This window comes from Mesorhizobium sp. A556 (assembly GCF_054489545.1).
Map to the genome: position 1 here is coordinate 321,981 of NZ_JBTMXA010000001.1, position 25,475 is coordinate 347,455.

Annotated in this window: 26 protein-coding genes; 10 read left to right on the forward strand and 16 right to left on the reverse strand. The window is 61.8% G+C overall.

Annotation, left to right across the window (positions count from 1 at the left end; all coding sequences use genetic code 11):
• Positions 1-12: 12 nt before the first annotated feature.
• The gene (locus tag ACX3P0_RS01605) at positions 13-444 is read right to left on the reverse strand and encodes a hypothetical protein (protein ID WP_459086092.1); all 432 of its coding nucleotides are present in this window, start codon (positions 442-444) and stop codon (positions 13-15) included.
• A 152-nt stretch (positions 445-596) separates the two neighbouring features.
• Positions 597-2,744 (reverse strand): TonB-dependent hemoglobin/transferrin/lactoferrin family receptor, encoded by a 2,148-nt coding sequence (locus tag ACX3P0_RS01610; protein ID WP_459086093.1) that lies wholly within the window; start codon positions 2,742-2,744, stop codon positions 597-599.
• A 308-nt stretch (positions 2,745-3,052) separates the two neighbouring features.
• Here ACX3P0_RS01610 and hemP point away from each other — a divergent pair, with 308 nt between their 5' ends.
• Genes hemP through ACX3P0_RS01635 form a run of 5 tightly spaced genes read left to right on the forward strand, consistent with a single transcriptional unit; the run spans position 3,053 to position 7,175 of the window.
• Complete coding sequence (hemP, locus tag ACX3P0_RS01615; RefSeq protein ID WP_459086095.1) at positions 3,053-3,268, forward strand: hemin uptake protein HemP; 216 nt, start codon at positions 3,053-3,055, stop codon at positions 3,266-3,268.
• A 10-nt stretch (positions 3,269-3,278) separates the two neighbouring features.
• Positions 3,279-4,343 carry a hemin-degrading factor gene (locus ACX3P0_RS01620; RefSeq protein ID WP_459086097.1) on the forward strand — a complete coding sequence of 355 codons (1,065 nt, stop codon included), beginning with the start codon at positions 3,279-3,281 and terminating at the stop codon, positions 4,341-4,343.
• Positions 4,344-4,351: 8 nt separating this feature from the next.
• Complete coding sequence (locus tag ACX3P0_RS01625) at positions 4,352-5,242, forward strand: heme/hemin ABC transporter substrate-binding protein (RefSeq protein WP_459086098.1); 891 nt, start codon at positions 4,352-4,354, stop codon at positions 5,240-5,242.
• Positions 5,243-5,269: 27 nt separating this feature from the next.
• A complete protein-coding gene (locus tag ACX3P0_RS01630; RefSeq protein ID WP_459086100.1) occupies positions 5,270-6,376 on the forward strand; it encodes a FecCD family ABC transporter permease in 1,107 nt (368 codons plus the stop codon).
• Positions 6,377-6,383: 7 nt separating this feature from the next.
• Entirely contained in the window at positions 6,384-7,175 is a 792-nt protein-coding gene (locus ACX3P0_RS01635; RefSeq protein WP_459086102.1) for a heme ABC transporter ATP-binding protein, read from the forward strand.
• A gap of 201 nt (positions 7,176-7,376) precedes the next feature.
• Here ACX3P0_RS01635 and rirA read toward each other — a convergent pair whose 3' ends face one another.
• The 4 genes from rirA to map all read right to left on the reverse strand — a co-directional run bounded on the left by rirA (position 7,377) and on the right by map (position 11,032).
• A complete protein-coding gene (rirA, locus tag ACX3P0_RS01640) occupies positions 7,377-7,838 on the reverse strand; it encodes an iron-responsive transcriptional regulator RirA (RefSeq protein ID WP_459078525.1) in 462 nt (153 codons plus the stop codon).
• Between the two features lie 199 nt (positions 7,839-8,037).
• Complete coding sequence (locus tag ACX3P0_RS01645) at positions 8,038-9,231, reverse strand: hypothetical protein (RefSeq protein WP_459086104.1); 1,194 nt, start codon at positions 9,229-9,231, stop codon at positions 8,038-8,040.
• A gap of 167 nt (positions 9,232-9,398) precedes the next feature.
• Positions 9,399-10,154, reverse strand: a complete 756-nt coding sequence (radC, locus tag ACX3P0_RS01650; RefSeq protein ID WP_459078523.1) for a RadC family protein — start codon at positions 10,152-10,154, stop codon at positions 9,399-9,401.
• A 50-nt stretch (positions 10,155-10,204) separates the two neighbouring features.
• Complete coding sequence (gene map, locus ACX3P0_RS01655) at positions 10,205-11,032, reverse strand: type I methionyl aminopeptidase (RefSeq protein WP_459078570.1); 828 nt, start codon at positions 11,030-11,032, stop codon at positions 10,205-10,207.
• Between the two features lie 242 nt (positions 11,033-11,274).
• On the opposite strand from map, the gene ACX3P0_RS01660 reads away from it, so the two are divergent.
• On the forward strand, positions 11,275-11,538 hold the full coding sequence (locus ACX3P0_RS01660; RefSeq protein WP_459078569.1) for a DUF982 domain-containing protein: 264 nt from the start codon (positions 11,275-11,277) through the stop codon (positions 11,536-11,538).
• On the opposite strand, the gene ACX3P0_RS01665 is transcribed toward ACX3P0_RS01660, so the two are convergent.
• From ACX3P0_RS01665 to folE, 4 genes are all read right to left on the reverse strand, one after another.
• Complete coding sequence (locus ACX3P0_RS01665) at positions 11,474-12,013, reverse strand: hypothetical protein (RefSeq protein WP_459086106.1); 540 nt, start codon at positions 12,011-12,013, stop codon at positions 11,474-11,476. The genes ACX3P0_RS01660 and ACX3P0_RS01665 overlap by 65 nt on opposite strands.
• A gap of 97 nt (positions 12,014-12,110) precedes the next feature.
• Complete coding sequence (locus ACX3P0_RS01670) at positions 12,111-13,082, reverse strand: patatin family protein (RefSeq protein ID WP_459086107.1); 972 nt, start codon at positions 13,080-13,082, stop codon at positions 12,111-12,113.
• 86 nt (positions 13,083-13,168) lie between these two features.
• On the reverse strand, positions 13,169-13,624 hold the full coding sequence (gene hisI / locus ACX3P0_RS01675; protein WP_459086109.1) for a phosphoribosyl-AMP cyclohydrolase: 456 nt from the start codon (positions 13,622-13,624) through the stop codon (positions 13,169-13,171).
• Between the two features lie 25 nt (positions 13,625-13,649).
• On the reverse strand, positions 13,650-14,285 hold the full coding sequence (folE, locus tag ACX3P0_RS01680; RefSeq protein WP_459086111.1) for a GTP cyclohydrolase I FolE: 636 nt from the start codon (positions 14,283-14,285) through the stop codon (positions 13,650-13,652).
• Positions 14,286-14,516: 231 nt separating this feature from the next.
• On the opposite strand from folE, the gene ACX3P0_RS01685 reads away from it, so the two are divergent.
• The gene (locus ACX3P0_RS01685) at positions 14,517-14,963 is read left to right on the forward strand and encodes an iron-sulfur cluster assembly scaffold protein (RefSeq protein WP_459086112.1); all 447 of its coding nucleotides are present in this window, start codon (positions 14,517-14,519) and stop codon (positions 14,961-14,963) included.
• 83 nt (positions 14,964-15,046) lie between these two features.
• Here ACX3P0_RS01685 and thrS read toward each other — a convergent pair whose 3' ends face one another.
• Both thrS and yidD read right to left on the reverse strand, forming a co-directional pair.
• On the reverse strand, positions 15,047-17,023 hold the full coding sequence (gene thrS, locus ACX3P0_RS01690) for a threonine--tRNA ligase (RefSeq protein WP_459086113.1): 1,977 nt from the start codon (positions 17,021-17,023) through the stop codon (positions 15,047-15,049).
• Positions 17,024-17,134: 111 nt separating this feature from the next.
• Positions 17,135-17,500: a membrane protein insertion efficiency factor YidD gene (gene yidD / locus ACX3P0_RS01695; protein ID WP_459086115.1), complete on the reverse strand. Its 366-nt coding sequence runs from the start codon at positions 17,498-17,500 to the stop codon at positions 17,135-17,137.
• A 232-nt stretch (positions 17,501-17,732) separates the two neighbouring features.
• Here yidD and ACX3P0_RS01700 point away from each other — a divergent pair, with 232 nt between their 5' ends.
• A complete protein-coding gene (locus tag ACX3P0_RS01700) occupies positions 17,733-18,782 on the forward strand; it encodes an LLM class flavin-dependent oxidoreductase (RefSeq protein WP_459086117.1) in 1,050 nt (349 codons plus the stop codon).
• A 347-nt stretch (positions 18,783-19,129) separates the two neighbouring features.
• On the opposite strand, the gene ACX3P0_RS01705 is transcribed toward ACX3P0_RS01700, so the two are convergent.
• Positions 19,130-20,095: a hypothetical protein gene (locus ACX3P0_RS01705; protein ID WP_459086847.1), complete on the reverse strand. Its 966-nt coding sequence runs from the start codon at positions 20,093-20,095 to the stop codon at positions 19,130-19,132.
• Positions 20,096-20,220: 125 nt separating this feature from the next.
• On the opposite strand from ACX3P0_RS01705, the gene ACX3P0_RS01710 reads away from it, so the two are divergent.
• Complete coding sequence (locus tag ACX3P0_RS01710) at positions 20,221-20,805, forward strand: nitroreductase family protein (RefSeq protein ID WP_459086119.1); 585 nt, start codon at positions 20,221-20,223, stop codon at positions 20,803-20,805.
• Here ACX3P0_RS01710 and ACX3P0_RS01715 read toward each other — a convergent pair.
• Together ACX3P0_RS01715 and ACX3P0_RS01720 are read right to left on the reverse strand one after the other, a co-directional pair.
• On the reverse strand, positions 20,781-21,677 hold the full coding sequence (locus ACX3P0_RS01715) for an HpcH/HpaI aldolase/citrate lyase family protein (RefSeq protein ID WP_459086120.1): 897 nt from the start codon (positions 21,675-21,677) through the stop codon (positions 20,781-20,783). The two genes, ACX3P0_RS01710 and ACX3P0_RS01715, sit on opposite strands and share 25 nt — an antisense overlap.
• 3 nt (positions 21,678-21,680) lie before the next feature.
• Entirely contained in the window at positions 21,681-22,133 is a 453-nt protein-coding gene (locus tag ACX3P0_RS01720; RefSeq protein WP_459078511.1) for a MaoC family dehydratase, read from the reverse strand.
• A 155-nt stretch (positions 22,134-22,288) separates the two neighbouring features.
• On the opposite strand from ACX3P0_RS01720, the gene ACX3P0_RS01725 reads away from it, so the two are divergent.
• On the forward strand, positions 22,289-23,413 hold the full coding sequence (locus ACX3P0_RS01725; protein WP_459086121.1) for a DUF2336 domain-containing protein: 1,125 nt from the start codon (positions 22,289-22,291) through the stop codon (positions 23,411-23,413).
• Here ACX3P0_RS01725 and ACX3P0_RS01730 read toward each other — a convergent pair.
• On the reverse strand, positions 23,410-25,458 hold the full coding sequence (locus ACX3P0_RS01730; RefSeq protein WP_459086123.1) for an FUSC family protein: 2,049 nt from the start codon (positions 25,456-25,458) through the stop codon (positions 23,410-23,412). The genes ACX3P0_RS01725 and ACX3P0_RS01730 overlap by 4 nt on opposite strands.
• Between the last annotated feature and the right edge of the window lie 17 nt (positions 25,459-25,475).

Genomic DNA, 25,475 nt, shown 5'->3' on the forward strand with positions numbered 1-25,475 from the left:
CTCGATTTCCGGTCACTGGCCGAAGGTAATGGGTGTCTTGGTCTGCGTTTTCAACCGTGCAAGGCAGGCTGTGGGTTCGACGCTCGCGCCAACGCATTCCGTAGCGCTGTTGACGAGCATGCGGTGCAGCTTGGCGCAGTCGATACCCGAAAGGTCGAAACGGGTGACCTTGGTCTTGCCCTCCGGCAAATCCTTGAAATCCAGCACCGTCAGGCGGTCGACCACACCTGCCTCGTTGAAAAGCGCGATCTCGAAAGCGGCCTTGGAAAGCCCGGCGCCAAGATCGTTGGTCACGACGAAGGTGAGGCGGCAGCCCTTCTCGGAAGGCTGCGCGCCGTTCAGTTCAAGGGTAAGCGCAGGGGCCGGCGTGGCCTCCTGCGCGACGGCACCCCATGCAAGGGATGTAGCCACGGCTGCCGAAAGAACGAAGGTTGCCGTTTTCATGTCGTCTCCTAAGGTTTGGCCTCAGAGTGTTTCACCTAGAGCGGCGGACGCTCGGGCACACCCGCGCTGCCGCTCTATCCTTTTGTTTGAGCATCGGATTTTCCGAAAACCGGATTCCACTTTTCGGTCCGATGCTCTAGCCATGAAACACTCTAGCCTCCAAAGCGCATGGTTGCAGCCAGCTTGAGCGTGACGCCGGGTTCGTAGAGTATATCCGTTGTCGTCGTATTCAGAGGGTTGGCGTATTTCACGTCGAAGAGGTTGTCGACACGAAAATCGACCTTGAGGTTGTCGTTGGCCTTGTAGCTGGCGAATGCGTTGACCAGCGTATAGTCCTCGGCGCGGTCGTTGCCCTTCGGCTTGCCGTTGTACTGGACCTCGCCGCCGACCGTCAGGCTGTCTTCGAGGAACCGGAAACCAAGCTGCGCCGTGACCTGCGAGGAGGGGATCGTGGTCAAGCTCTCGCGCGATCCGGCGAAGTCCACCGTGTGGCCGCTGATGAGAGAGGCGGAAAGACCGGCAAAGCCCCAGGACGCATCATAGACGCCCTCGAACTCGAAGCCCCTGATCTTGGCATTGGCGTAGTTCTGGTACTGGGCGCAAATCGGGATGTAGGAGCCGCCGCCAAAGATCGGGCGAAGGGGCATGAACGCGCAACCGTTGGTGCCGACTTCGACTCCGTCGTTCAAGCCAATGTAATCGTCCACGTCGTTGTTGAAATAGGCTGCCTTCAGGCGCAACGCGTCGCCACCCTCGATGATGCCGTCGGCCTTGTAGTTGACGCCGAATTCCCAGGTCTTGCCGGTCTCCGGCGTCAGATTGGGATTGGGCAGGAACGGGAAGGTCACGCCGCTCGGGTGCATGCCGTTCATCAGCGTCTCGGTGATGGACGGAGAGCGGTAGCCCTCGGCATAGGTGCCGTAGAACTGGAGGCCTTCCAGCGCCGCCGTGTCGAACGGCGAGACGCCCACGGTGATGCGCGGCGACAGGCGATCGCCGGAGTTTTCGGCGGTTTCGCTGTCGAGCTTGTAGCTGTCGTAGCGCAGGCCGGCGATCACTTCGAGCCAGTTCCAGGTCACCTTGTCCTGAATGTAGGCGCCGCTCACCCGCCGCTTGCCGGAAGGCGTGTAGGTGTCCTGGCCGCCGTTCGGGTCCAGCGTCACCATGTCGTCGGTCACCAGATCGCCGCCATAGGTCAGTTCGTGGCTGAACGAGCCCGTCTCGAAACGCGACGTGTTCCAGATGTCGAAGCTTACGGTATCGAGGTCGTAATTGGTCTGGGCGCCTGCCGGAATGACGGTCGGAAGGCCCGTTTGCGGGTTGAATTGCCCGGAACTGAGCGTCTTGAGATAGGTCCGGTCGAGGCCGGTCTTGTTGTATGCGGCATTGATGTGGAGATCGAGCCAGCTCTTGTCCTCGTCGGTGATGTTGTAGCGGGCGGTAAAGGTGTTCTGGTTCATGTCGAGGGCGGAACTCGGAGAACCGCCGCTAATTTCGTTCCAGTCATCGCTGGACCCGACCCAACCGAGCTTCAATTCGCTGTTTTCGCTGGGGCGAATGGTGGTCTTGAGCAATCCGCCGAGCACATCGAAGCCAGAGCCGGTAACCTTGTTGCCGCCGCCATCCTTGTATTCGTCGTAGTCGCGGTAAACGATGTTTCCGAGCACGTCGGCATTTTCATTGAAGCGGAAGGCGCCGGTGGCGCTGGTGGTCCAGCCCTTGCCATTGGTTTCGTAGCGGCCGGTCACAGAGCTGGCCCAGGTTTCGCCGGGCTTGAGGAAGTTTTCTGCGTCCTTGGTGTCGAAGAAGACGACGCCGCCGATTGCGCCCGAGCCGTATGTGTTGGCCACGGGGCCACGGATGACGTCGACCGACTGGATGAGGTCCGGATCGATCCAGAAGGTGGAGCCGGTGCCATGGCCGGAGCGGTTGAAATCCTGCCGTGCGCCGTCGACGATTACCTGCACGCGGCCGAAATCCTGCATGCCCCTTATGTTGACGCTGGAGGCTGCGCGCTTGGCGTCGGACTGCATGGTGATGCCCGGCACGCCGAAGAATATGCCCGCCGGCGTCGTCGCCATGCGCCGGTCAAGCTGCTCCTGATCGACATGGCTGGACGATGAAAGGCTTTCGATCGCCGTCTCGCCGGTGCGGCTGAGCAGCAGTACCTTGTCGAGAAGGGTCGCGCCTGCCGCTTGCGGCTTTGGCTCGGCGTTCTCGCTCGTTTCGGATGCCGGGGCCTGCTGGGCTAGCGCCGATGCCGTGAGAAGCGCTGTCGCTGCGGCACCGGCAAGCAGCATGTTTATCCCATACGCGATGGATCGATTGGTCGTTTTCGACCGAAGTGCTGGTCTCGTACCATCAACCCTGCCGGCCAAAGCCCCGTTCAACCCCATGTACCCACTCCATAAATCAAGGTTCATGCTGGCTGGCATGGGACTGGCCCGGCGCTTGCTGGCATTTTTCATGTCGCCGGCATCTTAAATGTTGACTCATTTAGTCCGGTATTGCACTGACTAGTAAACATGACTATTCGAGTCAAGAATGAATTCGCGATTGTAGAAGGGCCGGACCCCGATGAGGGGCCGTCCAGAAAGGAGCCAAGCAGATGAATACGTATAATCCTGATGCTTTCCGTACCCGCTATCGCCGCGCGGACATGGAGGTCGCTCCCCGCCAACCGCAAACCCAGGGGCTCTCCGTCAGGACGCTATCCAGCAATTCGCTTTTCGCCGGCGGCGAGCACGAGATCGGCATCGAGCACCATGGCGCTCTTTACCGTCTCAAGATCACCCGCCAGGGCAAGCTCATTCTCAACAAGTAGGTTAAAAACCATGGACCAGCGCGTAAAACCGGCCCCGCATGAAATCCGCACGGCCAGGTCGGACAATCCGAAAATGCGAGAGCGCGACCTTGCCGTCCAGCTTGGCATTTCGGAGGCCGAACTGGTTGCCGCCCATTGCGGCGACAGCGTTATTCGCCTCGAACCGCGGGTCAACGATCTGCTCAGCGGGCTTGAGGCCGTTGGCGAGGTGATGGCGCTGACCCGCAACGAAAGCGCCGTGCACGAAAAGATCGGCGTCTACGATAAGGTCGTGACCGGCACGCACAACGCAATGGCGCTGGGCAAGGATATCGACCTGCGGATTTTCCCCAAAATCTGGGCGCATGGCTTTGCCGTCGAGAAGCGCGATGGCGATGACATCAGGCGCAGCCTGCAGTTTTTCGACGAGGCGGGCGATGCCGTGCACAAGGTGCATCTGCGGCCTGCATCCAACCTCTATGCCTATCAGAAGCTGGTTGCTCAGCTTGAGTCGACGAATCAGGAAGCCGGGGTCGACATTATGGGCGCTCCGGCCGTCGATGATGGCCTGGAAGTGCCTGATGCGTCGGTGGATCTTGCCGATCTGCGCGAGCGCTGGAGCAAGCTGACCGATGTGCATCAGTTCTTCGGCATGTTGCGCGCGCTCAAGCTCGACCGCCGGCAGGCGCTTCGGCTCGTCGGCCAGGAGTATGCGTGGCAGTTGGATGGCGGTTCGGTGGGGTCGATGCTTCACCACGCCGCCACGGAGGCGATGCCGATCATGTGTTTTGTCGGCAGTCGCGGCTGCATCCAGATCCACACCGGGCCGATTGCCAATATCAAGGCGATGGGGCCGTGGATCAACGTGCTGGACGAGACGTTCCACCTGCATCTGCGGCTCGATCATATTCGCGAGACATGGGCGGTGCGCAAGCCGAGCAAGGACGGCCACATCACGTCGCTTGAAGCCTATGGCGAAGACGGAAAGCTGATCATCCAGTTCTTCGGCGAACGCCATGAAGGCCAGCCGGAGCGCGAGGATTGGCGTTTTCTAGCCGAAAACATGCCGCGTGTTCCAAGCTTGAGCGCTGCTTGAGAAACGTGATGAGTTCGCTTTTCAAACTCGCGCGGGCGGCCGTCCTCGGTCTTTCGCTGACGGCGTCCGCGTCTTCCGGCGTTCTTGCGGCGGAAGGCGTTGTCGCCTTTCCGCCCGGATCAAAGATTGCTTCCATCGGCGGATCGCTGACTGAAATCGTCTTTGCGCTTGGCGAACAGGAACGTCTGGTGGCCCGCGATTCGACGAGCGTCTATCCGAGCGAAGCCTTGGCGCTGCCCGATGTCGGCTATATGCGCCAGCTTTCGCCCGAAGGGGTACTTTCGGCCAATCCGTCGGGAATACTGGCTTTGCAGGGCAGCGGCCCCAGGGAGGCCATCGACGTGCTCAAGAAGGCCAGCATCCCCTATGTCGAGGTGCCGGAAAGTTTTGACCACGCCGGGATCATCGAAAAGATCCGCATTGTCGGCAAGGCGCTTGACGTGGAAAGCAAGGCGGATGCGCTGGCCGCTTCGGTCGATGCCAAGCTGAAGGCCGTTGAAAGCCGGACCGGCGCCATCAAGGAGCGCAAGCGCGTCCTTTTCATCCTGTCGATGCAGGGCGGAAAGATCATGGCTGCCGGCATGGATACCGCAGCAAACGGCATCATTGCCCTTGCCGGCGGCATCAACGCCGTCGACGGATATTCCGGCTACAAGCAGCTTTCCGACGAAGCCGTTCTCACTGCCGATCCCGACATCGTCCTGATGATGGACCGGGGCGGCGGTCCCGACAGTTCGGCCGATCCGTTCGAAAATCCGGCGATCGCGGCGACGCCCGCCGGCAAGGCGCGAAAGCTGGTGCGCATGGACGGCGGCTATTTGCTCGGCTTCGGGCCGCGCACCGCCGATGCCATTCACGATCTCGCCGGGTCGCTCTACGGCCCGAAAATCACCGATTGAGCAGGCTACCCAGATTGAGCAGGCTAGATGGCAGATGAAACGATGGCTGGTCCTGCCGGCATGACCCGCGCAAGGTCTGCCGATGGCGACCGGCAGGCGCGCGCGCGGCTGGTAACGCTGGCGCTTGGCCTTGCCTTGCTTGTCGTCATGCTGCTCAGCCTGGCTTCCGGCGCATCCGATGCCTCGGCGGTCGGGATCGTCCGGCATTCGCTGTTCGGCACGCTGCCCGGCGACGCGGCGCTGACGGCGCGCGACCGACTCATCGTCTATGACATTCGCCTGCCGCGCGTCATCATGGGCGTTCTGGTGGGGGCAGCGCTTGCCGTGTCGGGCGCGGTCATGCAGGGCCTGTTTCGCAATCCGCTGGCCGACCCCGGCCTGATCGGCGTTTCGGCAGGCGCGAGCCTCGGCGCGGTGTCGGTCATCGTCCTCGGCGCGACCGTGCTGGCCCCGATGACCGCCTTGCTCGGCGTGCTCGCTCTACCCCTGGCCGCGTTCTGCGGCGGGTTGGCGACGACGCTTGTGCTTTACCAGGTCGCGACGCGGAGAGGCCAGACCTCGGTCGCCACGATGCTGCTTGCCGGCATCGCGCTTGCAGCCCTTGCCATGGCGCTGACCGGCATCCTCATCTTCATGGCCGACGACCGGCAATTGCGCGATCTGACATTCTGGAGTCTGGGTTCGCTGGCCGGGGCTACGTGGTCGAAGATCGGCGCGGTCGGCCCGATCATCGCGCTGGCGCTGGCGACGACGCCGTTTCTGGCGCGCGGGCTCAACGCGCTGGCACTGGGTGAGGCGACGGCCGGCCATCTCGGCATTCCGGTGCAGCGTTTGAAATATACGGCCATCATCGGCGTTTCGGCGGCGGTCGGTGCATCGGTTGCCGTCAGCGGCGGCATCGGCTTCGTCGGCATCGTGGTGCCGCATTTGCTGCGGCTGATGATCGGCCCGGACAACCGCTACCTGCTGCCGGCTTCCGCCTTGCTGGGCGGTTCGCTGCTGCTGCTGGCCGATGCGGTTGCGCGCACCATCGTGGCTCCGGCGGAACTGCCGATTGGCATCGTCACCGCGCTTGCCGGAGCGCCGTTCTTCCTTTGGATATTGCTGCGCAAGCGCGGCATCGTGGACCTGTGAGGGGGCGATGATTGGTGCAGAAGGCGTTTCGGTGGCGATTGGCGGCAAGCGCATCGTGTCCGACATCGATTTCGAGGCAAGGCCGGGCGAGATCGCCACCATCGTCGGCCCGAACGGCTCGGGCAAGACCACATTCCTCAAGGCGTTGTCCGGCGAACTGGCGCATAGCGGTCGGGTGACGATCAATGGCAGCGACACGGCCCGGATGAAGCCTGCGGCAGCGGCGGCAATCCGCGCCGTGCTCCCTCAGGCGACGGCGCTGGCTTTCCCTTTTACCGTGCGCGAGATCGTTAGGCTCGGCCTCGTCGGCGGCCGGTCTGGCGTATTGCCAGGCGAGGCGGAGCGGCTGCCGGAGCGCGCATTGGAACGGGTGGACCTGCATGGCTTTGCCGGGCGCTTCTATCAGGAACTTTCCGGCGGCGAGCAGCAGCGGGTGCAACTGGCGCGCGTGCTTTGCCAGGTATGGGAGCCGGTACATGAGGGCCAGCCGCGCTATCTGTTGCTAGACGAGCCCGTTTCCAGTCTCGACATCAAGCATCAGCTCGTCATCATGGGAATTGCGCGGGAGTTTGCGCAAGGCGGCGGCGGCGTCATCGCCATCCTGCACGATTTGAACCTGACGGCGATGGTGTCGGACCGGATTTTCGTCATGCATCGCGGCCGGCTTGCCGCAGCCGGTACGCCGCGCGAGGTGCTGCGCGATGAACTCATGCAAGAGGTTTTTGATTGCCGGCTGGTCGTTGGCGCGGTGCCCGCCGGCAACGTGCCGTTCGTGCTGCCGCAATCGGCAGCGCTGTAGCGGGCGATACGCCGCTTTAGTTGGCGGCTATGCCGCTTTAGGCCGCCAGTTGGCGGCTACGCCACTTTAAGCTGCTAATTAGCGGCTACGCCACTTTAAGCTGCTAATTAGCGGCTACGCCACTTTAAGCTGCTAATTAGCGGCTACGCCACTTTAAGCTGCTAATTAGCGGCTACGCCGCTTTAAGCTGCTAATTAGCGGCTACGCCGCTGGGGCGTGAAATTCCGGAAAGCTGATGCCCAAAAGACCGCGCATGTCTGACCGGGCGGCTACAAGACCGGCGATGGTGTGGCTCTCCAGCACGGCGAAGAAGGCGTTGAGCGCTTCGCGCAGCGCGGCATTCAGCGAACAATGGTCGATCAGCGGGCAATCGCTTGCATCGTTTTCGAAACACTCGGCCATCGCAAAGCTTTCTTCGGTCACGCGCACCACGTCGAAGAGGGTGATGGTATCGGCGCTGCGGCCGAGTTTGACGCCGCCATTGCGCCCGCGCACAGTCGCCACCAGTCCGTTTTCCACGAGCGGCTGCAATATCTTGAACAGGAAAAGTTCCGACACTGAATAGGCGGCGGCGATTTCCGGGATTCGGCTCAGCCGATCGTTGTTGGCCGTGCAATACATCAAAATGCGTATCGCATAATTAGTCTGGCGGGTGAGGCGCATTCCATATCCTCGCAAAGCACTACAGAAAACGAATATGGTCCATAGTTTGGAACAATTCCATACTGGCGACGCGTAATAGGTGATTTTTCCTGTCATCTATTAGTGAAGACGCCCTGACCGTCCCGCACAAACGGAAAAGGCCGCGCTGCGGGCGCGGCCTTTTCTCGTGGAACCGATCTCGCCAATACGAGCGTAATTGTCAGTCTTCGTTCGCCGTGACGGTGACGCCGAGTGTTTTTGTCAGATCATAAGGGTTGGACATGGCGCCCGCCATGATCAGGGCAAACGGTACGGCGGAAGGTGGCTGCGCGGAAATTTCAAGGCTTTGCGGGTCGTCGAGAAATTTGCCGACTGCCGCGGAAACCTGCGCCGTCAGTTCAGGATTCTGAAGCTGCGCCATGCCGAACGGGATGATTGCCTTGACCTGGTTGGCGATATCCTTGGCCGACATGCCTTGCTGCTTGCCGACATAATCCAGAACCTTGTTGGTCAGCGAATCGTCGTCGTAGCGGATGCTGGTGCTGTTGAAGGTCAATTGCTGCATCAGGCCAAGAACAGCCATGCCCTGCGCGCTCTTGTCAGCGCCCTCGGGTTGGGCGGCCATTTTTTTCTGCATATCCTGCAGGGATTTGATGAAATCCAGCGTGTAGCCGCCTACGTCGAAGGTAACACCCAGCGTTCCGGCATTGTCGACGGTGATGTCGTATTGGGACAATTCCATCTTGCCGTCGGAAGGCTGCCAGGAGCCGGCCATCTCGAAATTGCCGGTGATGTGCTGGTAACCGAGCGCGTCGATGACTTCCTTGGATTTTGGATCGTCGGCAAGGGTCAGATCGGCGGTGAATTTTTCGGCATTGCCCGAAAATTCCAAGGCATTGCCGTCGGTCGGGGGCGTGATGTCGATTGCCAGATTATCCATTGAAAATGCGGTCTTGTCGGCGACCTTTGCCGTGAAGCTGGCGATTTCCATGGATTTGTAGAGTACCAGCGAACCCGTCGGGCCGGTGGCGTTTTCCGGGGGGATCGTCATTTCGTGGATGACGATGGGGCTGAGGCTGAGTTCCGCTTTGTCTTCGGTGCGGGTGAACGGCTTTGTGGTGACGGTCTGGATCGTATAGCCGCCATCGGCCTCGGTCACGCCGTCCAGCGCAATGTCGCCAATGGGCAGCTTGTCCTTTTCAGCGACGGCGTTGAGGGTAACGCCCTCCAGCACCATGTGGGCGGCGTCACCGCTGATCCTGGTCCAGTTCATCTCAATGCCCTGGGCGGCAAGGGAAGCCTTGAGACGGTCGGCAACATCGGTGGTGTCCTGGGCAAAAGCCGAAGTCAGCGGCAGGACAAGCAGGAAGCTCGACAATGCGAGCTTGCGAAAGGTGGAGCGGTGGATCGTCATCGCGTTCTCCCGAAGGGGCCTGAGAATATCGTGCATTGCCTTACGCCGCATCCTGTCTTGCAGAAACTGGACTGGAAGAAGGCGCTTGCGGAGACAATGATCAAAAGTCGGGGAGAAAGGCAATCGGACCAGGGCCCGATTTCGCCATTTGGTGAACGGACGATCGACTAGATAAGCAACAGCCCCTTCATCGAAGCATGGCCCTTCTTGCCGATGATCAGGTGGTCGTGCACGGCAATGCCGAGCCGTTTGCCAGTTTCCACGATTTCCTTGGTCATGTCGATGTCGGCGCGCGAAGGCGTGGGGTCGCCCGAGGGATGGTTGTGCACCAGCACGACCGCGGTTGCCGACAGTTCCAGCGCCCGCTTTATCACCTCGCGCGGATAGACCGGCGTATGGTCGACCGTTCCGGTCTGCTGGACCTCGTCGGCGATCAGAGCGTTCTTCTTGTCGAGGAAAAGAATCCTGAACTGTTCGCGCTCCTCGAAGGCCATCGCCGCCCGGCAGTAATCGAGCACCTGCGTCCAGGAGGACAGCGTTTCGCGGCCTTTCAATTCGCTGTGCAGCATGCGGTGCGCGGATGCCGCGATTATCTTCAGGTCGAGAGCGACGGCAGGCCCGATGCCCTTGACCTCGCGCAGCAGGTTTTCAGGCGCGCCCAGCACTTCGGCCATCGTGCCGAATCGCGCCAGCAAGGCCTTGGCGACCGGTTTCGTGTCGGATCGGGGGATCAGGCGGAAAAGCAGCAGTTCCAGAAGCTCGTAATCGGCAAGCGCCAGGTGCCCGGCTATGGAAAAACGTTCGCGCAGTCGGTCGCGATGGCCAAGATAGTCGGGCTTCGGGGCCATGCCTTCGGCATTAGCCAGAGAAGGCATCTGCTGCTCGCCGAAGAAGCCGCGCTCGTCCTTGCCGCGTTTGACCATAGCCCGCCCGGATTGCCCCTGTCGGGGAATGTCTCTGCCCGTCAAGGATACTAGGCGGGCAGGCCCGGCCGGTCGAGGCCTTTCGGCGACAGGGTGAAAACCTCGCAGCCGGTGTCGGTGACGCCGATGGCGTGTTCGTATTGCGCCGACAGCGAGCGGTCGCGCGTCACCGCCGTCCAGCCGTCCGAGAGGACTTTCACATGCGGACGGCCGAGATTGATCATCGGCTCGACGGTGAAGATCATGCCGGGCCGCATCTCGATGCCTTCGCTCGGCGTGCCGTAGTGCAGGATATTGGGCGCGTCGTGGAAAATCTGGCCGACGCCGTGGCCGCAGAAGTCGCGCACCACCGAGCAGCGCTCGGCTTCCGCATATGTCTGGATAGCGGCGCCAATGGCCCCGGTACGCGCACCCGGCCGGATCGCGGCGATGCCGCGCATCAGGCATTCATGCGTGACCTCCATCAGGCGTTCGGCGGCGCGCTTGACGGTGCCGACCGGATACATGCGCGATGAATCTCCATGCCAGCCGTCCAGAATGTAGGTGACGTCGATGTTGACGATGTCGCCTTCGCGCAGCGGCTTGTCGTCGGGGATGCCGTGGCAGACGACGTGATTGATCGAGGTACAGGACGATTTCGTATAGCCGCGATAGTTCAGCGTCGCGGGAATGGCATCATGGTCCATGCCGAACTCGAAAACGAAACGGTCGATCGCGTTGGTGGTGACGCCCGGCTTCACCCGGTCCGCCAACTCGTCCAGGCAGCGCGCGGTGAGGTTGCAGGCCTTGCGCATGCCCTCGAACCCGGATTCGCCATAGAGACGAATCTGGCCGGTATTGCGCAGCGGGGCCGTTTCGGCGTCGAGATAGGTGACCATGTTCATCTTGCCGATGGTTAGGGGCTCGGAGAAATTCACCGCTGATTTGGCACCAGTGCGCCCGCTGTTCAAGAGCCAAGTGGGCGGAGCGTCGATTTGCGCGCGAAGCGACGCGTCCGCACTTGGGTCACAATCCGGTGCCAGACTTGCCGAAATCAATAAAAAAGGACGGGCGGCGTTGCTCCAACAGCGACCGCGCGACGGATACGATGAACAAGTCGCAATTTGCGATACCGGTTCGCATAACCGGTGCAGCCGGCCAGCCGGTCGAGGAAATCTACAGTGTCGAGCAGGCACTGGACTTTCTTCAGGAATGGCCGGTCGGCCGCCAGGGGCCGCTTTATCAGGGGGCTTTCGATGCCTGTTTCGGCGCCAGCGTCGACGTGGTTTCGACAGAGGATGCTTGCCGCGCCTTCAGCGCCTTTTGTCGCGTGAGCGGCATCATGGCGAGGGACATGTTGTTGCCGGGCGAGAAACTAGGAGAGAGCATGCCGCTGTCAGCTTGAACGACCAGAACAGGCACGCAAGCGTCGCCAGGGCGAAGACCACCAGGAAAAGGCTGCGCAGCAGGATATTGCGCCGAAGGTCGTTCATGACGAGGTGGCATCCGGCTATGGCTGCGACAAACAGGAACCGCCAGTTCCAGAGCGCCCATAGAACATCGCTCTGGCCGTAGGCCCAGCGCGCCAGCAAGCCGCCGACGATGGTCGCGAATAGCACGATGGTTGCCCAGAAAACGGTGTCGGCCGCGTTCACCAGGACAAGGCCGGCAGCCCGGATCGGCAGGACCATCATCAACATCGCGCTGAAGAAATAGACGGCGGCGAGCGGCAGGAAGGTTGCGGCGTCGGCAATGGCGTCCAGCCGCTTCACGCCGACCGCTCCGAACGGGTAGCCATGCCGTGCGACTGCAAGGCTGAGCGCCATGAGCAGCCCCGAAAAAACGGTAACCAGCGCGAATGAGGTGAGGGCCTTGTTCATGGCATTCCTGTTCCAGCGAATCGGGACAAGAACGTTGGTAGCCTATGGTCGTAAATGGCTGGTAAGCTTTCCTGCCCCTATTAACTCGTCCTACGAACTAGGCGAGAACGGATTGCAGCCGCTGCAACTCAGGCATCCGCGCCATTGTCACTTCATAGCCAAGGCGGATGGCTTCGTCGGCGCGGTGGAATTCGGTCATGCCGATATGGCCGAGGTTCGGGTGGAGCGCCAGATCGGGTGGGTCGCCGGCGAGCCGCGCCCGCGAAATGCGATCCTGGATGATGTTGAAGGCTTCGACCATGACGCCGGTGATGCCGAGGCGGCTTTCCTTGGCTTCCGCGTCGCTTTGACGGGTCTTGACGGCCGGTGCCTCGCGTTCGACGGTCAGTTCGCCGGCATTGTGACGGATGACTGCCGCGCGTCCGAAATTGTCATGGCTGAGATTGACGGCGACGACGAGGGGCTGCTCGTAGGCACGGCATACGGAGACCGGCACGGGATTGACGAGCGCGCCGTCGACCAGCATGCGGCCGTTGCAGTTCACCGGTTCGAACACGCCGGGCAGCGCGTATGAGGCGCGCATGGCGCTAACCAGCGAGCCGCTCGACAGCCATATTTCGTGGCCGGTCCGGATTTCGGCGGCGACGGCGACGAATGGCTTGGGAAGGTCCTCGATGAGGATGCCGGCCACATGTTCGCGCAGCCGCGAATCCAGCTTCATTCCGCCGAACAGGCCGTTACCGCGAAGATTGAGGTCGAGAAGGCCGAAAAGGCGTCGCTTGGTGAGGCTGCGGGCGAATTCCTCCAACTGGTCCAGTTTGCCGGCGAGGTAGCAGCCGCCAACGAGCGCGCCTATGGAGGTTCCCGCGATCATGGAGACTTCGATGCCGGCTTCGTCCAGCGCGCGCAGCACGCCGATATGCGACCAGCCGCGGGCGCAGCCGCCGCCAAGAGCCAGGGCGATACCGGACCTCCTGGGCGGTGCCGCGTCAACGACACCCCCTGCGGAGGCCGGGCCGTTGGCCTCCTTCAGGTCAGCTCTGCTGCGTAATGACGCCCACTCGAGCATCACGATCTCCCTTGTCCCATACCCACATTAGCATCTGGGCCGTATCGAAATAGTGAACAATGGTGTGGGTTACATCAAACATTCAGTCAGGTGCTTCGATACGTCTTTTCGGCATCGAACAGCGGCTCGCTGCGATCGATGGCCAGCTTGGCCTTGCCATCGAAAAATTCCACCGTCCGATAGAAACAGGAACGCCGGCCGGTATGGCAGGTTGCATCGTGGCCCAGAACTTTTACGCGAAGCCATACGGCGTCCTGGTCGCAATCGGTGCGAATTTCGACCACCTGCTGAACGTTTCCCGAAGTCTCGCCCTTTTTCCACAAGGCGGAACGGGAGCGCGACCAATAGTGAGCGATGCCGGTTTCCAGCGTAAGCGCCAGGGCTCTAGCGTTCATATGCGCGACCATCAGCAGCATGCCGTCGGTGGCGTCGGTCACAATGGCGGTAACCAGCCCGCTGGCATCGAAGCGCGGCGAGAAGACCGCGCCTTCTTCCAGATTTCTCTTGTCAGGGGAGGGCTGAGGAAAATCGAGCGCCGACATGGCCGTCCTTGTCTTCGGGTTGGCCTTATTTGCCGCCGCTGCGAACCAGGCTGATGAAACGCGCCTGCTCTTCGGGATTGTCCTTGAACACGCCGGTGAATGTCGAGGTCAGCGTTGTCGATCCCTGCTTGCGAATGCCGCGCATGGCAATGCACATATGCTCGGCTTCGAGCATGACGGCGACGCCGCGCGGGTTGAGAACGTCCTGAATGGTGCCGGCGATCTGCGCCGTCATCGCTTCCTGCGTCTGCAGGCGATGGGCGAAAATATCGACCACGCGGATGATCTTGGAAAGGCCGACCACCTTGCCGTCCGGCAAATAGCCGACATGCGCCTTGCCGATGATCGGCACCATGTGATGCTCGCAATGCGAGTGAAATTCGATGTCCTTGACGATGACGAGATCGTCATAGCCGGCGACTTCCTCGAAGGTCCGGCCAAGTTCCTCGGCCGGGTTCATGTCGTAGCCGCCGAACATTTCGCGATAGGCCTTGGCCACGCGCTTCGGCGTATCGACAAGGCCCTCACGCTCCGGATTGTCTCCAGTCCAGCGCAAAAGCACACGGACGGCGGCCTCCACTTCGGCCTGGCTAGGCCGCTCGGCAGGCGCGGCTGCGGCATGTTCCACGGGCGAGAAAGAATTGCGGATAATGGCGTCCATAGAGGCTTCTCCCGTAGTCCCTCTCGATGGAGGGACGAGTTAAACGGACCACAGCCTTTTGCGGATCGCCTGAAATACGGCCCGAAGCGGCGTGACGTGGTTCCGAAATGTTAGACGCGCTAGTCGCCTTGCCGTTCCCGGAACACCAGCATTATATAAGGGTTGGCGTTGCAAATGAAAGATGCGCAAGCGGCAATCGCTGTTCGTCGGGCGGCGAGGGAGCGAAAAATCATGATCGACGATATCTACAACACGAAAATTCTGTCTTTTGCCGGCAATATCGCGCGCATAGGCAGGCTCGAGAGACCGGACGCCACCGCCAAGGCGCATTCCAAGCTATGCGGCTCGACCGTGACGGTTGATCTTTCGATGGAAAACGGCGTCGTCACCGACTTCGCTCACGATGTGAAAGCCTGCGCGCTCGGCCAGGCTTCGTCGTCCATCATGGCGCAGCATGTCGTTGGGGCGACCGCCGAAGAATTGCGCGGCCTGCGCGAAACGATGCTGAAGATGCTGAAGGAAAATGGCCCGCCGCCGGAAGGCCGTTTCGCCGACCTCAAATATCTGGAGCCTGTGCGCGACTACAAGGCGCGCCATGCTTCCACCATGCTGACTTTTGATGCGGTGGTCGATTGCCTCGATCAGATCGAGAAGAAGCAGGCGGAAGAGGCGGCCTGAGCCGCCTCGGTTCAAGCGCGGTATTGGCAGGAAAGAAAATGGCGGTGGATCGCTCCACCGCCGTTTCCTTTTCGGTCGAAGGCTCAGGCCTTCAGGTCCGGCGGAACGGCTTCCTCGGTCAGCATCGCCACGGCCTCGGCAAGACCCAGCGAATGCTGGTCTCGCGACCCCAGCCGGCGGATATTGACCGTTTCTTCCTCGGCCTCGCGCTTGCCGCAGACCAGCATGACCGGCACCTTGGCCAGCGAATGCTCGCGGACCTTGTAGTTGATCTTCTCGTTGCGCAGATCGGCTTGCGCCATCAGGCCCGCCGCTTTCAACCGTTTGACGACCGTTTCGGCGTATTCGTCGGCGTCCGAGGTGATGGTCGCCACCACCACCTGCAACGGCGCGAACCATAGCGGCATCTGGCCGGCATGGCTCTCGATCAGGATGCCCAGAAAACGCTCCAGCGAGCCGCAGATGGCGCGGTGGATCATCACCGGCTGCTTCTTTTCCGAATCCGAACCGATGTAGAAAGCGCCGAAACGTTCCGGCAGGTTGAAGTCGACCTGCGTCGTGCCGCACTGCCATTCGCGGCCGATGGCGTCCTTCAGCGTATACTCGAACTTGGGCCCGTAGAATGTGCCTTCGCCCTCGTTGATGCCGGTCTTGATGCGGTTGTCCTCGCGCGCCATGCGCGTTAGGGCACGCTTGAGAATCTCCTCCGCATGATCCCACATGACATCGGTGCCGACGCGCTTTTCCGGCCGCGTGGCAAGCTTGACGACCACTTCCTCGAAGCCGAAATCCTTATAGACCGACATCATAAGATCGTTGATCTTCATGATCTCGGCTTCAAGCTGCTCTTCCGTGCAGAAAATATGCGCGTCGTCCTGCGTGAAGGCGCGCACCCGCATCAACCCGTGCAATGCGCCGGAAGGCTCGTAGCGGTGGACATTGCCGAATTCCGCAAGCCGGATTGGTAGATCGCGGTAGGACTTCAAGCCATGCTTGAAGATCTGCACATGGCCCGGACAGTTCATCGGCTTCAAGGCAAAGATGCGCTGGTCGGCCTCCGGGTCGTCCGGATGCATGAAGGCATGCGCCGACTTCACCGCGAACATGTTCTCCTGATACCAGCCCCAGTGGCCGGACGTTTCCCACAGGCTCTTATCGAGGATCTGCGGGGCGTTGACCTCCTGGTAGTCGTCGCCGAGGCGGCGGCGCATATAGGAAATCAGGTTCTGGAACATCTTCCAGCCTTTGGCGTGCCAGAAGACGACGCCCGGCCCTTCCTCCTGGAAATGGAACAGGTCCATCTCGCGGCCAAGCTTGCGGTGGTCGCGCTTTTCGGCCTCCTCCAGCATGGTGAGGTAGTCGTCGAGCTGCTTCTGGTCGACCCAGGCGGTGGCGTAAATGCGCGTCAGCATCGGGTTGTTGCTGTCGCCACGCCAATACGCACCGGCCACCTTCATCAGCTTGAAAGCGTTGCCGATCTGGCCGGTGGTGGCCATGTGCGGGCCGCGGCACAGGTCGAACCAGTCGCCCTGCGTGTAAATTTTCAAATCCTGATCTTCGGGGATGGCATCGATCAGTTCGATCTTGTAGGCCTCGCCCTTGTCGGAAAACACCTTTTTCGCGCGCTCGCGCGACCAGACTTCCTTGGTGAACGGCTTGTTGCGCTGGATGATCTCGCGCATCTTCTTCTCGATCGCCGGGAAGTCTTCGGGCGTGAACGGCTCGTTGCGGGCGAAATCGTAATAAAAGCCGTTCTCGATCACCGGGCCGATGGTGACCTGCGTTCCCGGCCACAGTTCCTGCACGGCCTCGGCCAGCACGTGTGCCGCATCGTGGCGAATGAGTTCCAGCGCGCGCGGATCGTCGCGCGTCACGATCTCGACCTTGCCGGATTTTTCCAGCGGATCGGAAAGATCGCGCACGGTGCCGTCCAGCGCATAGGCGACGGCCTTCTTGGCCAGCGACCTCGAGATGGATTCGGCTAGACCAGCGCCGGTCGTCGCCGCGTCGTATTCGCGGACGGAACCATCGGGGAATGTGAGGGAAACGGAATTCGACATTTTCTTCTCCTATCCAGTCCCGCAAACGAGCGCGGGTGGCGATATGCCGGATGCGTCCGGCAACGGCGGTGTTCTAGTCAGCCAATTCAGGTGCGTAAAGGCGTAGTGCGGTCAGTTTTCGGCATCGCGGCGCTTTTTTCCGATGGACCAGTAGCGCCAGGGCGTGAACGAGCGGAGGCGCGAAGCCAACGCGTCGGGAACCGGGTCGATCCCATGCGTACCGCCCGGTCCGCAGCGCATCACGCGGAAAAGCCCCATCCAGCCGCCCGCCCACAGCCCATGCCGCGCAATCGCCTCATAGGCATATTCCGAGCAGGTCGGCAGATGCCGGCACGAATTTCCGACGAAACCGGAAAGCGTCAACTGATAGAGCCGCACCAGCGACGTGCCCAATACACGGCCGGGCGTCCTACGCCACGGGCCGGGCCAGTTGCGAGTGCGGCCCTTGGCCGGCCGAGGATGGGCGTGATCATGCATGGTGCCTCTCCGCCTCCACGATAGACATTTCGCCGCCGCCGCGCGAGGCCGGGCGGTTGCGGCATGATCGTCAAGCATTGGTGAACAGTGAGTGCTGTTCGTTCAGTTTGAAGATCATCGCAGATGACCCTATCTTTGGCATCAAGCAACCTGGCGCAGTATACGGTTTCACCCGAACAAGTGCCCCTTTCGCGACCGGCAGGACCGGATTTCCCGCGGATCGAGAACGACCATGAGCAAGCAAATCGAATTCGGGATGGATACTTTCGGCGACGTCACCGTCGACGCCGAAGGCAAGCTGCTGCACCAGGCGCAAGTCATCCGCAACGTGCTGGACGAAGCCATCCTCGCGGACGAGGTCGGCATCGATTTCATCGGCGTTGGCGAGCATCACCGCTCCGACTTCGCCGTCTCGGCGCCGGAGGTGCTGCTGGCCGGCATGGCCACCCGCACCAAGCGTATCAAGCTGGGTTCGGCCGTCACCGTTTTGTCGTCCGATGATCCGATCCGGGTGTTCGAGCGGTTTTCCACGGTCAACGCTTTGTCGAACGGGCGCGCCGAAGTCATTCTCGGGCGCGGCTCGTTCACCGAATCCTTCCCGCTGTTCGGCTACCAGCTCAACGACTACGAGACATTGTTCAACGAGAAGCTCGACCTATTCGCGGCGCTTTTGAACAACGAGCCGGTAAATTGGGAAGGTAGCCATCGCACGCCGCTCAAGGACGTCACCGTCTATCCGCAGATCGAGACAGGCAGGCTGGGTGCCTGGATCGGCGTCGGCGGCTCGCCTGAATCAGTCATGCGCTCGGTGCACTACAAAATCCCGATGACGCTTGCCATCATCGGCGGCGATCCGAAGCGGTTCCTGCCGTTCGTCGATCTCTACAAACGCGCACAGAGCCAACTTGGCACCGAGCCGATGCCGCTTGGCGTCCATTCGCCCGGCCTTATCGCCGATACCGACGATCAGGCGCGCGAGGACCTTTGGCCGGGCTACAAGGCCATGCACGACCGTATCGGGCGCGAACGCGGCTGGCCGGCGACGACGAAAGAGAGTTTTATCCGCGAGATCGAGCAAGGTTCGACTTATGCGGGCTCGCCGGAAACCGTGGCCCGGAAGATCGCGGCAACCGTAAGGGCGCTGGGCAACGACCGCTTTGACCTCAAATACTCGTCAGGCACGACCTGCCACGAGAAGATGATGAAGAGCATCGAACTCTACGGCGCCAAGGTGATCCCGATGGTGCGGGAGATGCTGGCCGAAAAGGAAAAGGCGGCTTAGGTCAGCGATTGCTCTGGCCAGGAGGCGGCTTAGGCCGCCTCCGACTGCTGACGAACGTCCCCAACAGTCATCTTCCTCAGGCTTGTCCCGAGGGTCTACAAACGTCGCCCGAATAGTTCCGACGTGCGTAGATGCTCGGGACAAGCCTGAGTATGCCGAGAAAGTAACGGAATCGATTGCCAGGCGTTAGAGCGTTTCATGGCTAGATGGAGACATTCTGCCGGGCCGGTTCGAGCCAAATCCTTCGGTCTTCGTCTCGACCGCACCCCAGTGCGGCCATCGACAAAGCCCTCGACCTTGTCTCAATCCATCGCCGGCAGAATGTCTCCATCTAGCCATGAACCGCTCTAATCTGCACCCTCTTCGGGATCGATGGCGGAGTCTTCGGAGGCGATGACTTCGACCTCGGTGTTTTTCCCGGCCTCGACGGTGAAATCCTTTTGATAGGCCCGGTCGCGGTTCTTGGCGATCACCGTGTAGTCGCCCTCGGCCAGCACCATCGGCGCGAAGGCGCCAACCGTCTCCTTGACCGTGTCGCCGGAATCGGTGAGCACCATCCATGACGTATCGGCGATGGCCTCGCCGCCAGTTTCGCGCACCAGCTTGAGCGTCACCTGGGCGGCCCTGTGCTCGACCGTTGCCTCGGTCAGCTTTCCGGCTTCCACTCGGATATCGGAGCGGATGACGGCGTTCAACGAGCCATAGGTCGAGACGATGTGATAGGTGCCGGCGTTGAGCCTGACCACGGTGTTGGGCTGGACATTGGGCAGGATGAGGGTTCCGTCGTTGCCAGCCTTGGCCTGGCCCTCATAGATCGAGAAACGCAGTTTTTCCCGCGGAATATGGGCGCCGCCGGAAAGAACCGCATCTAGTTCGAGACCACCGGCATCCAGCACCAGCGTCTCGTGCCGGGCGTCCTTGGTGACGGTAATGCGTTTGGTGGCGCCGGCCCTGCCGTAGGCGGCATGGACGAGATAGCTGCCGGGTTCGAGGTCGAATTTCGCGTTGCCGCCATGCGCGGACGCGACCAGCGGCAGCTTGCCCTGTTCGTCGGCCTTGGGGCTGAAAACGCGCCAGACCATGCCACGGGTGATGTCGGCGCCCTTTTCCGTCAACTGGGCGCTGAGCGTGATTTCGCCGGCGGTGGCGCTGGCAATCGTCGCTTCGTGCCTCGGGTTGATATAGTTCGAAATGCCGGGCAGCTTCAGCTTGCTCAGGCCGTCCTTGTCCTGCGCGCTGGCAAGCGTGACCGGTATCGCCACAAGGGCGATCCCAAGAACAATCTGCCGAAGGCGTAAATTCCCCTCAATCATGCTTGCGTTGAAGCCCAAGGCGGTGGCAATTTCAAGACCTATTCTCTCGCGCGTTCGCGCCCCTCCGAAGCCAGCCAATCTCACCCGTAGCCCGCTTTGGTTCAAACCACAGGAAAGTTGTGCCAATGACATCGCCGATCATCGATTTTCTGCTGGCCAGAAGCTCCGCGCCGATTGCCGATTTGCGCGCGCCGGCGCCAAGCGACGAACAGATCGCCACGATGATCGCCGTTGCATCGCGCGTGCCGGACCATGGCCGGTTGGCGCCTTGGCGCTTCATTGTCTACCGGGGCGATGCGCGAGCCGAGATCGGCACGAAGCTTGCCGCGCTGGCCGAACAGCGCGAGGGGCCTTTGGCGGAAGCCCGGCACAATCAGGAACTGGCGCGCTTTTCCCGCGCTCCGCTGGTTGTCGGCGTGGTTTCCAGCCCGAAGGAGAGTGTTAAGATTCCCCAATGGGAAATGCTCCTTTCGGGTGGCCTGGCGGCGATGAACCTGATTCTGGCTGCGAACGCGCTCGGCTTCGGCAGCAACATGATCACCAACTGGTATTCGGACGTGCCCGAGGGCAGGGCGATATTGGGGCTTTCGCCGCAGGAACGCGTCGTCGGCTTCGTCCATATCGGCACGCATGCCGGAGACGTGCCGCAGCGGCCACGGCCCGATCCGGCAACGCTCTATGCGGATTATTCGGGGCCCTGGGTGGAATAGACCCCGGCGGCTTTCGCCCGCGCCAGCAGGCGTTCGGCCAGTTTCAGGTGCGGGCGGTCGACCATCTTGCCGTCGATGCCGACGACGCCGGGGTTTCCGGCAGCCTTGAAGGCCGCCACGATCGCCGCCGAATGCGCGATGGATTGCGCCGAGGGCGTGAAGGCGGCGTTGATGACGGGAACCTGCGCGGGATGGATCGCCATCTTGGCGGTAAAGCCGTCGCGCTCGGCCTCAAGGCATTCGGCCTCGAACGCGGCCATGTCGCGAAAATTCGGAAAAACCGTGTCGACGGCCGCGACTTCCGCCGACGATGCGGCAAGCAGGGTGAGGGTTCGCGCTAGGCGGAAGACGTCGGTATAGGCTCCGTTTTCGTCGCGGGCGGTGCGCGCGCCGATGGCCGCCGAAAGATCCTCCGCTCCCCAGGTCACGCCGGCAAGCCGGGCACTTGCGCCCGCATAGGTCGACGCCGCCAGCACGCCGGCTGCCGTTTCGGTGATGATCGGCAGGATTTTTATGCCGCCGTCCGGCAGCCCGTTTTCGGCCTCGCTTACCCTCAATTTGGCGGAAAGCTGCTGCACGTCGCGGCCGCCGTTTGATTTCGGCAGCATGATGCCGTCCGGCTGGACCGGAACGAGGGCTGCGAGGTCGTCGTCGGTCAGGCCGGTGGAAAGGTCGTTGACGCGCACATAGATCGCGGCACGGGTCTCGCGCCGATGCGCCGCGATGAAGCCGGATGCAAGTTCGCGTGCAAGAACCTTGTTCTGGGGCGCGACGGAATCCTCCAGATCGACGATCACCACGTCGGCATCGGATGCAAAGCCCTTTTCGAGCTTCTTTTCCGAATCGCCGGGAACGAACAGCAGCGAGCGCATCGGTCAGGCTGGCTTCTTCAGCATCATCGCCTGCCGGATGCACGTGGCGACCAGAACGTCGTGCTGGTTGTAGGCGCGGTGCTCGAATTCGACGATGCCCCGGTCCGGCTTCGATTTCGATTCGCGCGACGAAACCACGGTCGTCTCGACGCGTATGGTGTCGCCATGGAAGACCGGATGCGGAAACACGGTCTCCTTCATGCCCAGATTGGCGACCGTGGTGCCGACCGTGATGTCGTTGACGGAGATGCCAATCATCAGGCCGAGCGTGAACAGCGAATTGACCAGCGGCTTGCCCCACTCGGATTTGGCGGCGAAGTCGAAGTCGATATGCAAAGGCTGCGGGTTCAGCGTCATCACCGAAAACAGCATGTTGTCGCTTTCGGTCACCGTCTTGCGCAGCGTGTGCCGGAAGACGTGGCCGACGTGGAACTCTTCGAGGTATAGGCCGGCCATGTTCGATCTCCTGACCTGATTTTGATAAGCACTGGATGCGATGCCCGCAAGCGTCGACGCAGGCCAAATTCTTAACGAACAAGGTGAACCGTTTGTAAATGTTTTCGCCCTACCGTTCCAAGGCCAGGGTTTGGCGGGGCGGTAAGCGGGCAGGCATGGTTGTTGTTTCGCATTTTCTCAAATGGATAGGAACGGCGCGGGTTGCCGAGCGCATGGCTGCGGCGACAGCGCTTGCGCATGCCTATATCGACGTCGATCTTCAGTTCGAGGACCGTTGTGCGGCGGAAGCCGCCTTAACGCTGTTGCTCGACGATCCGTCGTCGAAGGTGCGGCTGGCGATGGCCGAAGCGCTGTCGATGAGCCGTCACGCGCCGATTCAGGTCATTGCCGCCCTTGCTTCCGACCAGCCTGAAGTCGCCGGGCTTGTGCTGGCGCGGTCGCCGCTGCTCAGCGACGCCGATCTCATCGACCGTGTCGCTACAGGCCAGAGGGCGACGCAAGGCCTGATTGCAGACCGGCCGGTGGTTTCCATGGCGCTTGCCGCCGCCATTGCCGAGATCGGTGAACCCGAGGCCTGCGCTATCCTTCTGGGCAATAGCGGTGCCGATATCGCCTCGCTCAGCTTCCGCCGCATGGCCGAGCGGCATGGGTATATTCCGTCCGTGCGGGAAGCGCTGATCGCCGATAGCCGTCTTCCGGCGGATTGCCGGCATATGCTGCTGGTCAAACTGGGCGAGACGCTGAGGGGCTCGCCGCTGGTCGTGGCGCTGATGGGAGCGGCGCGTGCCGAGCGCGTGACGCGCGATGCCTGCGTGAAAGCGTCGCTTACCCTGATCGAAGGCATTCGCACCGAAGAGCATGCGGCGCTGATCGAGCATTTGCGCCTGCGCGGCGATCTTACCGCCAGTTTCATCATCCGCACCATCGCGCATGGCAAGGTCGACTTCTTCGGTTCGGCGCTGGTTGCCCTGAGCCGCCAGTCGGAACAGCGGGTGAGGGCACTGCTGGCCTCTGGGCACGACGTGGCTCTGCATGCGCTGTTTCGCAGCGCCGGGCTTGCCGCGGCAACCCATTCGATCCTGTTGCGCGCGCTGAAAATCTGGCGCGAGGTTGCCAATGGCAGGCGTCTGGCCGGCGTGCAGGAAGTGACATGGCTGATGCTGAAGGAATTGGGTGGGCAGGCGGCGCAAGGCGATCTGGCGGGGCTGGTCAAATCGATCCATCTTGACGCGTTGCGCGAAAATGCCCGTGAACACGCTCTGGCGATAGCCGCCGCTTAAGCTTTGCCCCCGAAGAATTCGGGGTAGCTTTCGGCAGCGGCGGCGATGACGCGCATCGAAGCGGCTACCCGCAAGGCCACCGTATCGTCGTTTCCAGCCGCGACCGCCTCCGCATTTTCCCTTGTCCTGGCAATGGTCTGCGCCCATGTCCGCAAGGATTCGGGAGCAAGAAATTCGGCCGCAAGGTCGTTCAAGAAATTCGTTACCGCATTCGTGGTCCGCGCAGACATGCTGCCGGCCTTCAGCGCATGGCGCAGCTTGAGGATTTCTAGGCCAATGGCGACCGTCATGATGCTGCCGCCGAGAAAGGCGTCGCCTCTGCGGCCCAGCATCCGCATCAACGGCATCAACTGGTTCGCCCTGTCATAGGCGAGAGCCTCGAAGGCTGATCGCCTTGGAATTCGCTCGTGCAGGCAAAGCCGCGCCAGATCCTCGCGCATCGCCTTGGCGATGCGATTCGCGGTTTCCCATGGCCTTGCCGGCAAAACGACCTTGAAGACACCGATGGCCAGAAGAATACCGATCAGGATCGAGACCGAGCCGCCCAGGAATTCGGCGGGATTATAAACCATGACCTTCTGCGGGCTGAGGAAGGCCAGGAAATTGATGGCGAAGGCGGTAGCCACACCCACCATGCGCGGATTGGCCATTGCCAGAGCCGCCGGCATGAGGACCGGAACGACGAAGACGATGAACCATCCGAAGCCCGGAAAGGCCGGCAGCAGGAGTTGCCCGACAACATAGGCGAAGGGCAAGGCAAGCAGCGTTCCCTTGAAGAAGCCCCAGGCCACCTGCACGGGCGAGGGCCGCGGTGCGAACAGGCTGGCCACGACGGCGACGATGATGACGACGCCGACCGCTTCCGCCCATTGGGTTGCCAGCCAGAAGGCCGCCACCAGCATCGTGGCGACCGTGGCGCGCACGGCATTGCGCCACGCCGCATGATGGTCGCGGTGGATGACAAGGGCTGGCTGGCGGCGCTCGCGCACGCGGTCGGCCGCCGGCGCGGTCAACGCTTTCAAGCCAAGCAGCACCTCCTTCAGCGCGTCGGCGAATTCGGCCGCGATGGTCAGCCGGGTAAGCGTGCCGACGGTGCGGGCGTCTGCGCCGGCCTTGGATGCCTCGCTGGAGATTGCGGTCAGGCGCGCGACCCATGGGCCGACGTCGTCCAGCGCGTCGGCTTTGGTGGCCATATCCCTGACAACGGCCTCCAGGTCGCGCCGTGCCGGTGCCAATGCCACGTTTTGCGGCGCGCTATGGGCGTGCAGCAGGCGGGCCGCCGAGAGCGCCGACAGCAAGAAGCCGATGGTGCGCCGGACAGGATGCGCCCGCGTCGTCAGGCTGGCGGCTTCCAGCCTCGCATAGGTCCGCATCTCACCGAGCGACTGAGCGTCAGCCACCAGATTTCGATGCAACGTCTTCAGTTTTGCCACATCCCCGTCGCCAAAGGCGCCGCTGGCATAGGCCGCAAGATCGAGGATGCAGCGCTCGAGTTTCGACCGGATTGCGTCCCTTGCCAGTTGCGGCAACAATAGCCGGCTCGTCACGCCCGCACAGGCGATGCCGACTATGATTTCGGCACAACGCGCTGTTGCGAGTTCCATGACGAGGTGCGGATGACCCAAGGCGGGCAAGCCGATGATCGTGGCCGTATAGCCCGCGAGCGCCGCGCCATAAGCCTCAGGATTGCGCAAAATGGACGACACATAGGTGCAGCATCCGATCCACAGGGAAAGCACCACGATAAACACCCACGGACTGCCGCCAAGGACGGAAGCGAGACCGACGGCCGCGAGCGCCCCGGCAAGCGTGCCCAGCAAGCGGAAAAAGCCTTTGGCCAGCACCATGCCCGCAACAGGCTGGGCAACGATGAACACCGTCATCATCGCCCATTGCGGGTGTTCGAGGTTCAGGGCGTATGCCGCCAGCAAGGCGACAAGTCCGGCCATGGTGGTGCGCAGCGCGAAAATCCAGTCGCTGCGCGTCGGCCGGGGCAGGGCGCCCGACCATGCCGCGACATGTTTCTTGATCCACGTCCAGATCACGCCAGTTCCCGCATGCG

Bases quoted from the DNA above. Each gene is read 5' to 3' on its own strand.
- ACX3P0_RS01605 (WP_459086092.1), bottom strand. From the start codon at position 444: ATGAAAACGGCAACCTTCGTTCTTTCGGCAGCCGTGGCTACATCCCTT.
- ACX3P0_RS01610 (WP_459086093.1), bottom strand. From the start codon at position 2,744: ATGCTGCTTGCCGGTGCCGCAGCGACAGCGCTTCTCACGGCATCGGCG.
- hemP (WP_459086095.1), top strand. From the start codon at position 3,053: ATGAATACGTATAATCCTGATGCTTTCCGTACCCGCTATCGCCGCGCG.
- ACX3P0_RS01620 (WP_459086097.1), top strand. From the start codon at position 3,279: ATGGACCAGCGCGTAAAACCGGCCCCGCATGAAATCCGCACGGCCAGG.
- ACX3P0_RS01625 (WP_459086098.1), top strand. From the start codon at position 4,352: ATGAGTTCGCTTTTCAAACTCGCGCGGGCGGCCGTCCTCGGTCTTTCG.
- ACX3P0_RS01630 (WP_459086100.1), top strand. From the start codon at position 5,270: ATGGCAGATGAAACGATGGCTGGTCCTGCCGGCATGACCCGCGCAAGG.
- ACX3P0_RS01635 (WP_459086102.1), top strand. From the start codon at position 6,384: ATGATTGGTGCAGAAGGCGTTTCGGTGGCGATTGGCGGCAAGCGCATC.
- rirA (WP_459078525.1), bottom strand. From the start codon at position 7,838: ATGCGCCTCACCCGCCAGACTAATTATGCGATACGCATTTTGATGTAT.
- ACX3P0_RS01645 (WP_459086104.1), bottom strand. From the start codon at position 9,231: ATGACGATCCACCGCTCCACCTTTCGCAAGCTCGCATTGTCGAGCTTC.
- radC (WP_459078523.1), bottom strand. From the start codon at position 10,154: ATGGTCAAACGCGGCAAGGACGAGCGCGGCTTCTTCGGCGAGCAGCAG.
- map (WP_459078570.1), bottom strand. From the start codon at position 11,032: ATGGTCACCTATCTCGACGCCGAAACGGCCCCGCTGCGCAATACCGGC.
- ACX3P0_RS01665 (WP_459086106.1), bottom strand. From the start codon at position 12,013: ATGAACAAGGCCCTCACCTCATTCGCGCTGGTTACCGTTTTTTCGGGG.
- ACX3P0_RS01670 (WP_459086107.1), bottom strand. From the start codon at position 13,082: ATGCTCGAGTGGGCGTCATTACGCAGCAGAGCTGACCTGAAGGAGGCC.
- hisI (WP_459086109.1), bottom strand. From the start codon at position 13,624: ATGTCGGCGCTCGATTTTCCTCAGCCCTCCCCTGACAAGAGAAATCTG.
- folE (WP_459086111.1), bottom strand. From the start codon at position 14,285: ATGGACGCCATTATCCGCAATTCTTTCTCGCCCGTGGAACATGCCGCA.
- ACX3P0_RS01685 (WP_459086112.1), top strand. From the start codon at position 14,517: ATGATCGACGATATCTACAACACGAAAATTCTGTCTTTTGCCGGCAAT.
- thrS (WP_459086113.1), bottom strand. From the start codon at position 17,023: ATGTCGAATTCCGTTTCCCTCACATTCCCCGATGGTTCCGTCCGCGAA.
- yidD (WP_459086115.1), bottom strand. From the start codon at position 17,500: ATGCATGATCACGCCCATCCTCGGCCGGCCAAGGGCCGCACTCGCAAC.
- ACX3P0_RS01700 (WP_459086117.1), top strand. From the start codon at position 17,733: ATGAGCAAGCAAATCGAATTCGGGATGGATACTTTCGGCGACGTCACC.
- ACX3P0_RS01705 (WP_459086847.1), bottom strand. From the start codon at position 20,095: ATGATTGAGGGGAATTTACGCCTTCGGCAGATTGTTCTTGGGATCGCC.
- ACX3P0_RS01710 (WP_459086119.1), top strand. From the start codon at position 20,221: ATGACATCGCCGATCATCGATTTTCTGCTGGCCAGAAGCTCCGCGCCG.
- ACX3P0_RS01715 (WP_459086120.1), bottom strand. From the start codon at position 21,677: ATGCGCTCGCTGCTGTTCGTTCCCGGCGATTCGGAAAAGAAGCTCGAA.
- ACX3P0_RS01720 (WP_459078511.1), bottom strand. From the start codon at position 22,133: ATGGCCGGCCTATACCTCGAAGAGTTCCACGTCGGCCACGTCTTCCGG.
- ACX3P0_RS01725 (WP_459086121.1), top strand. From the start codon at position 22,289: ATGGTTGTTGTTTCGCATTTTCTCAAATGGATAGGAACGGCGCGGGTT.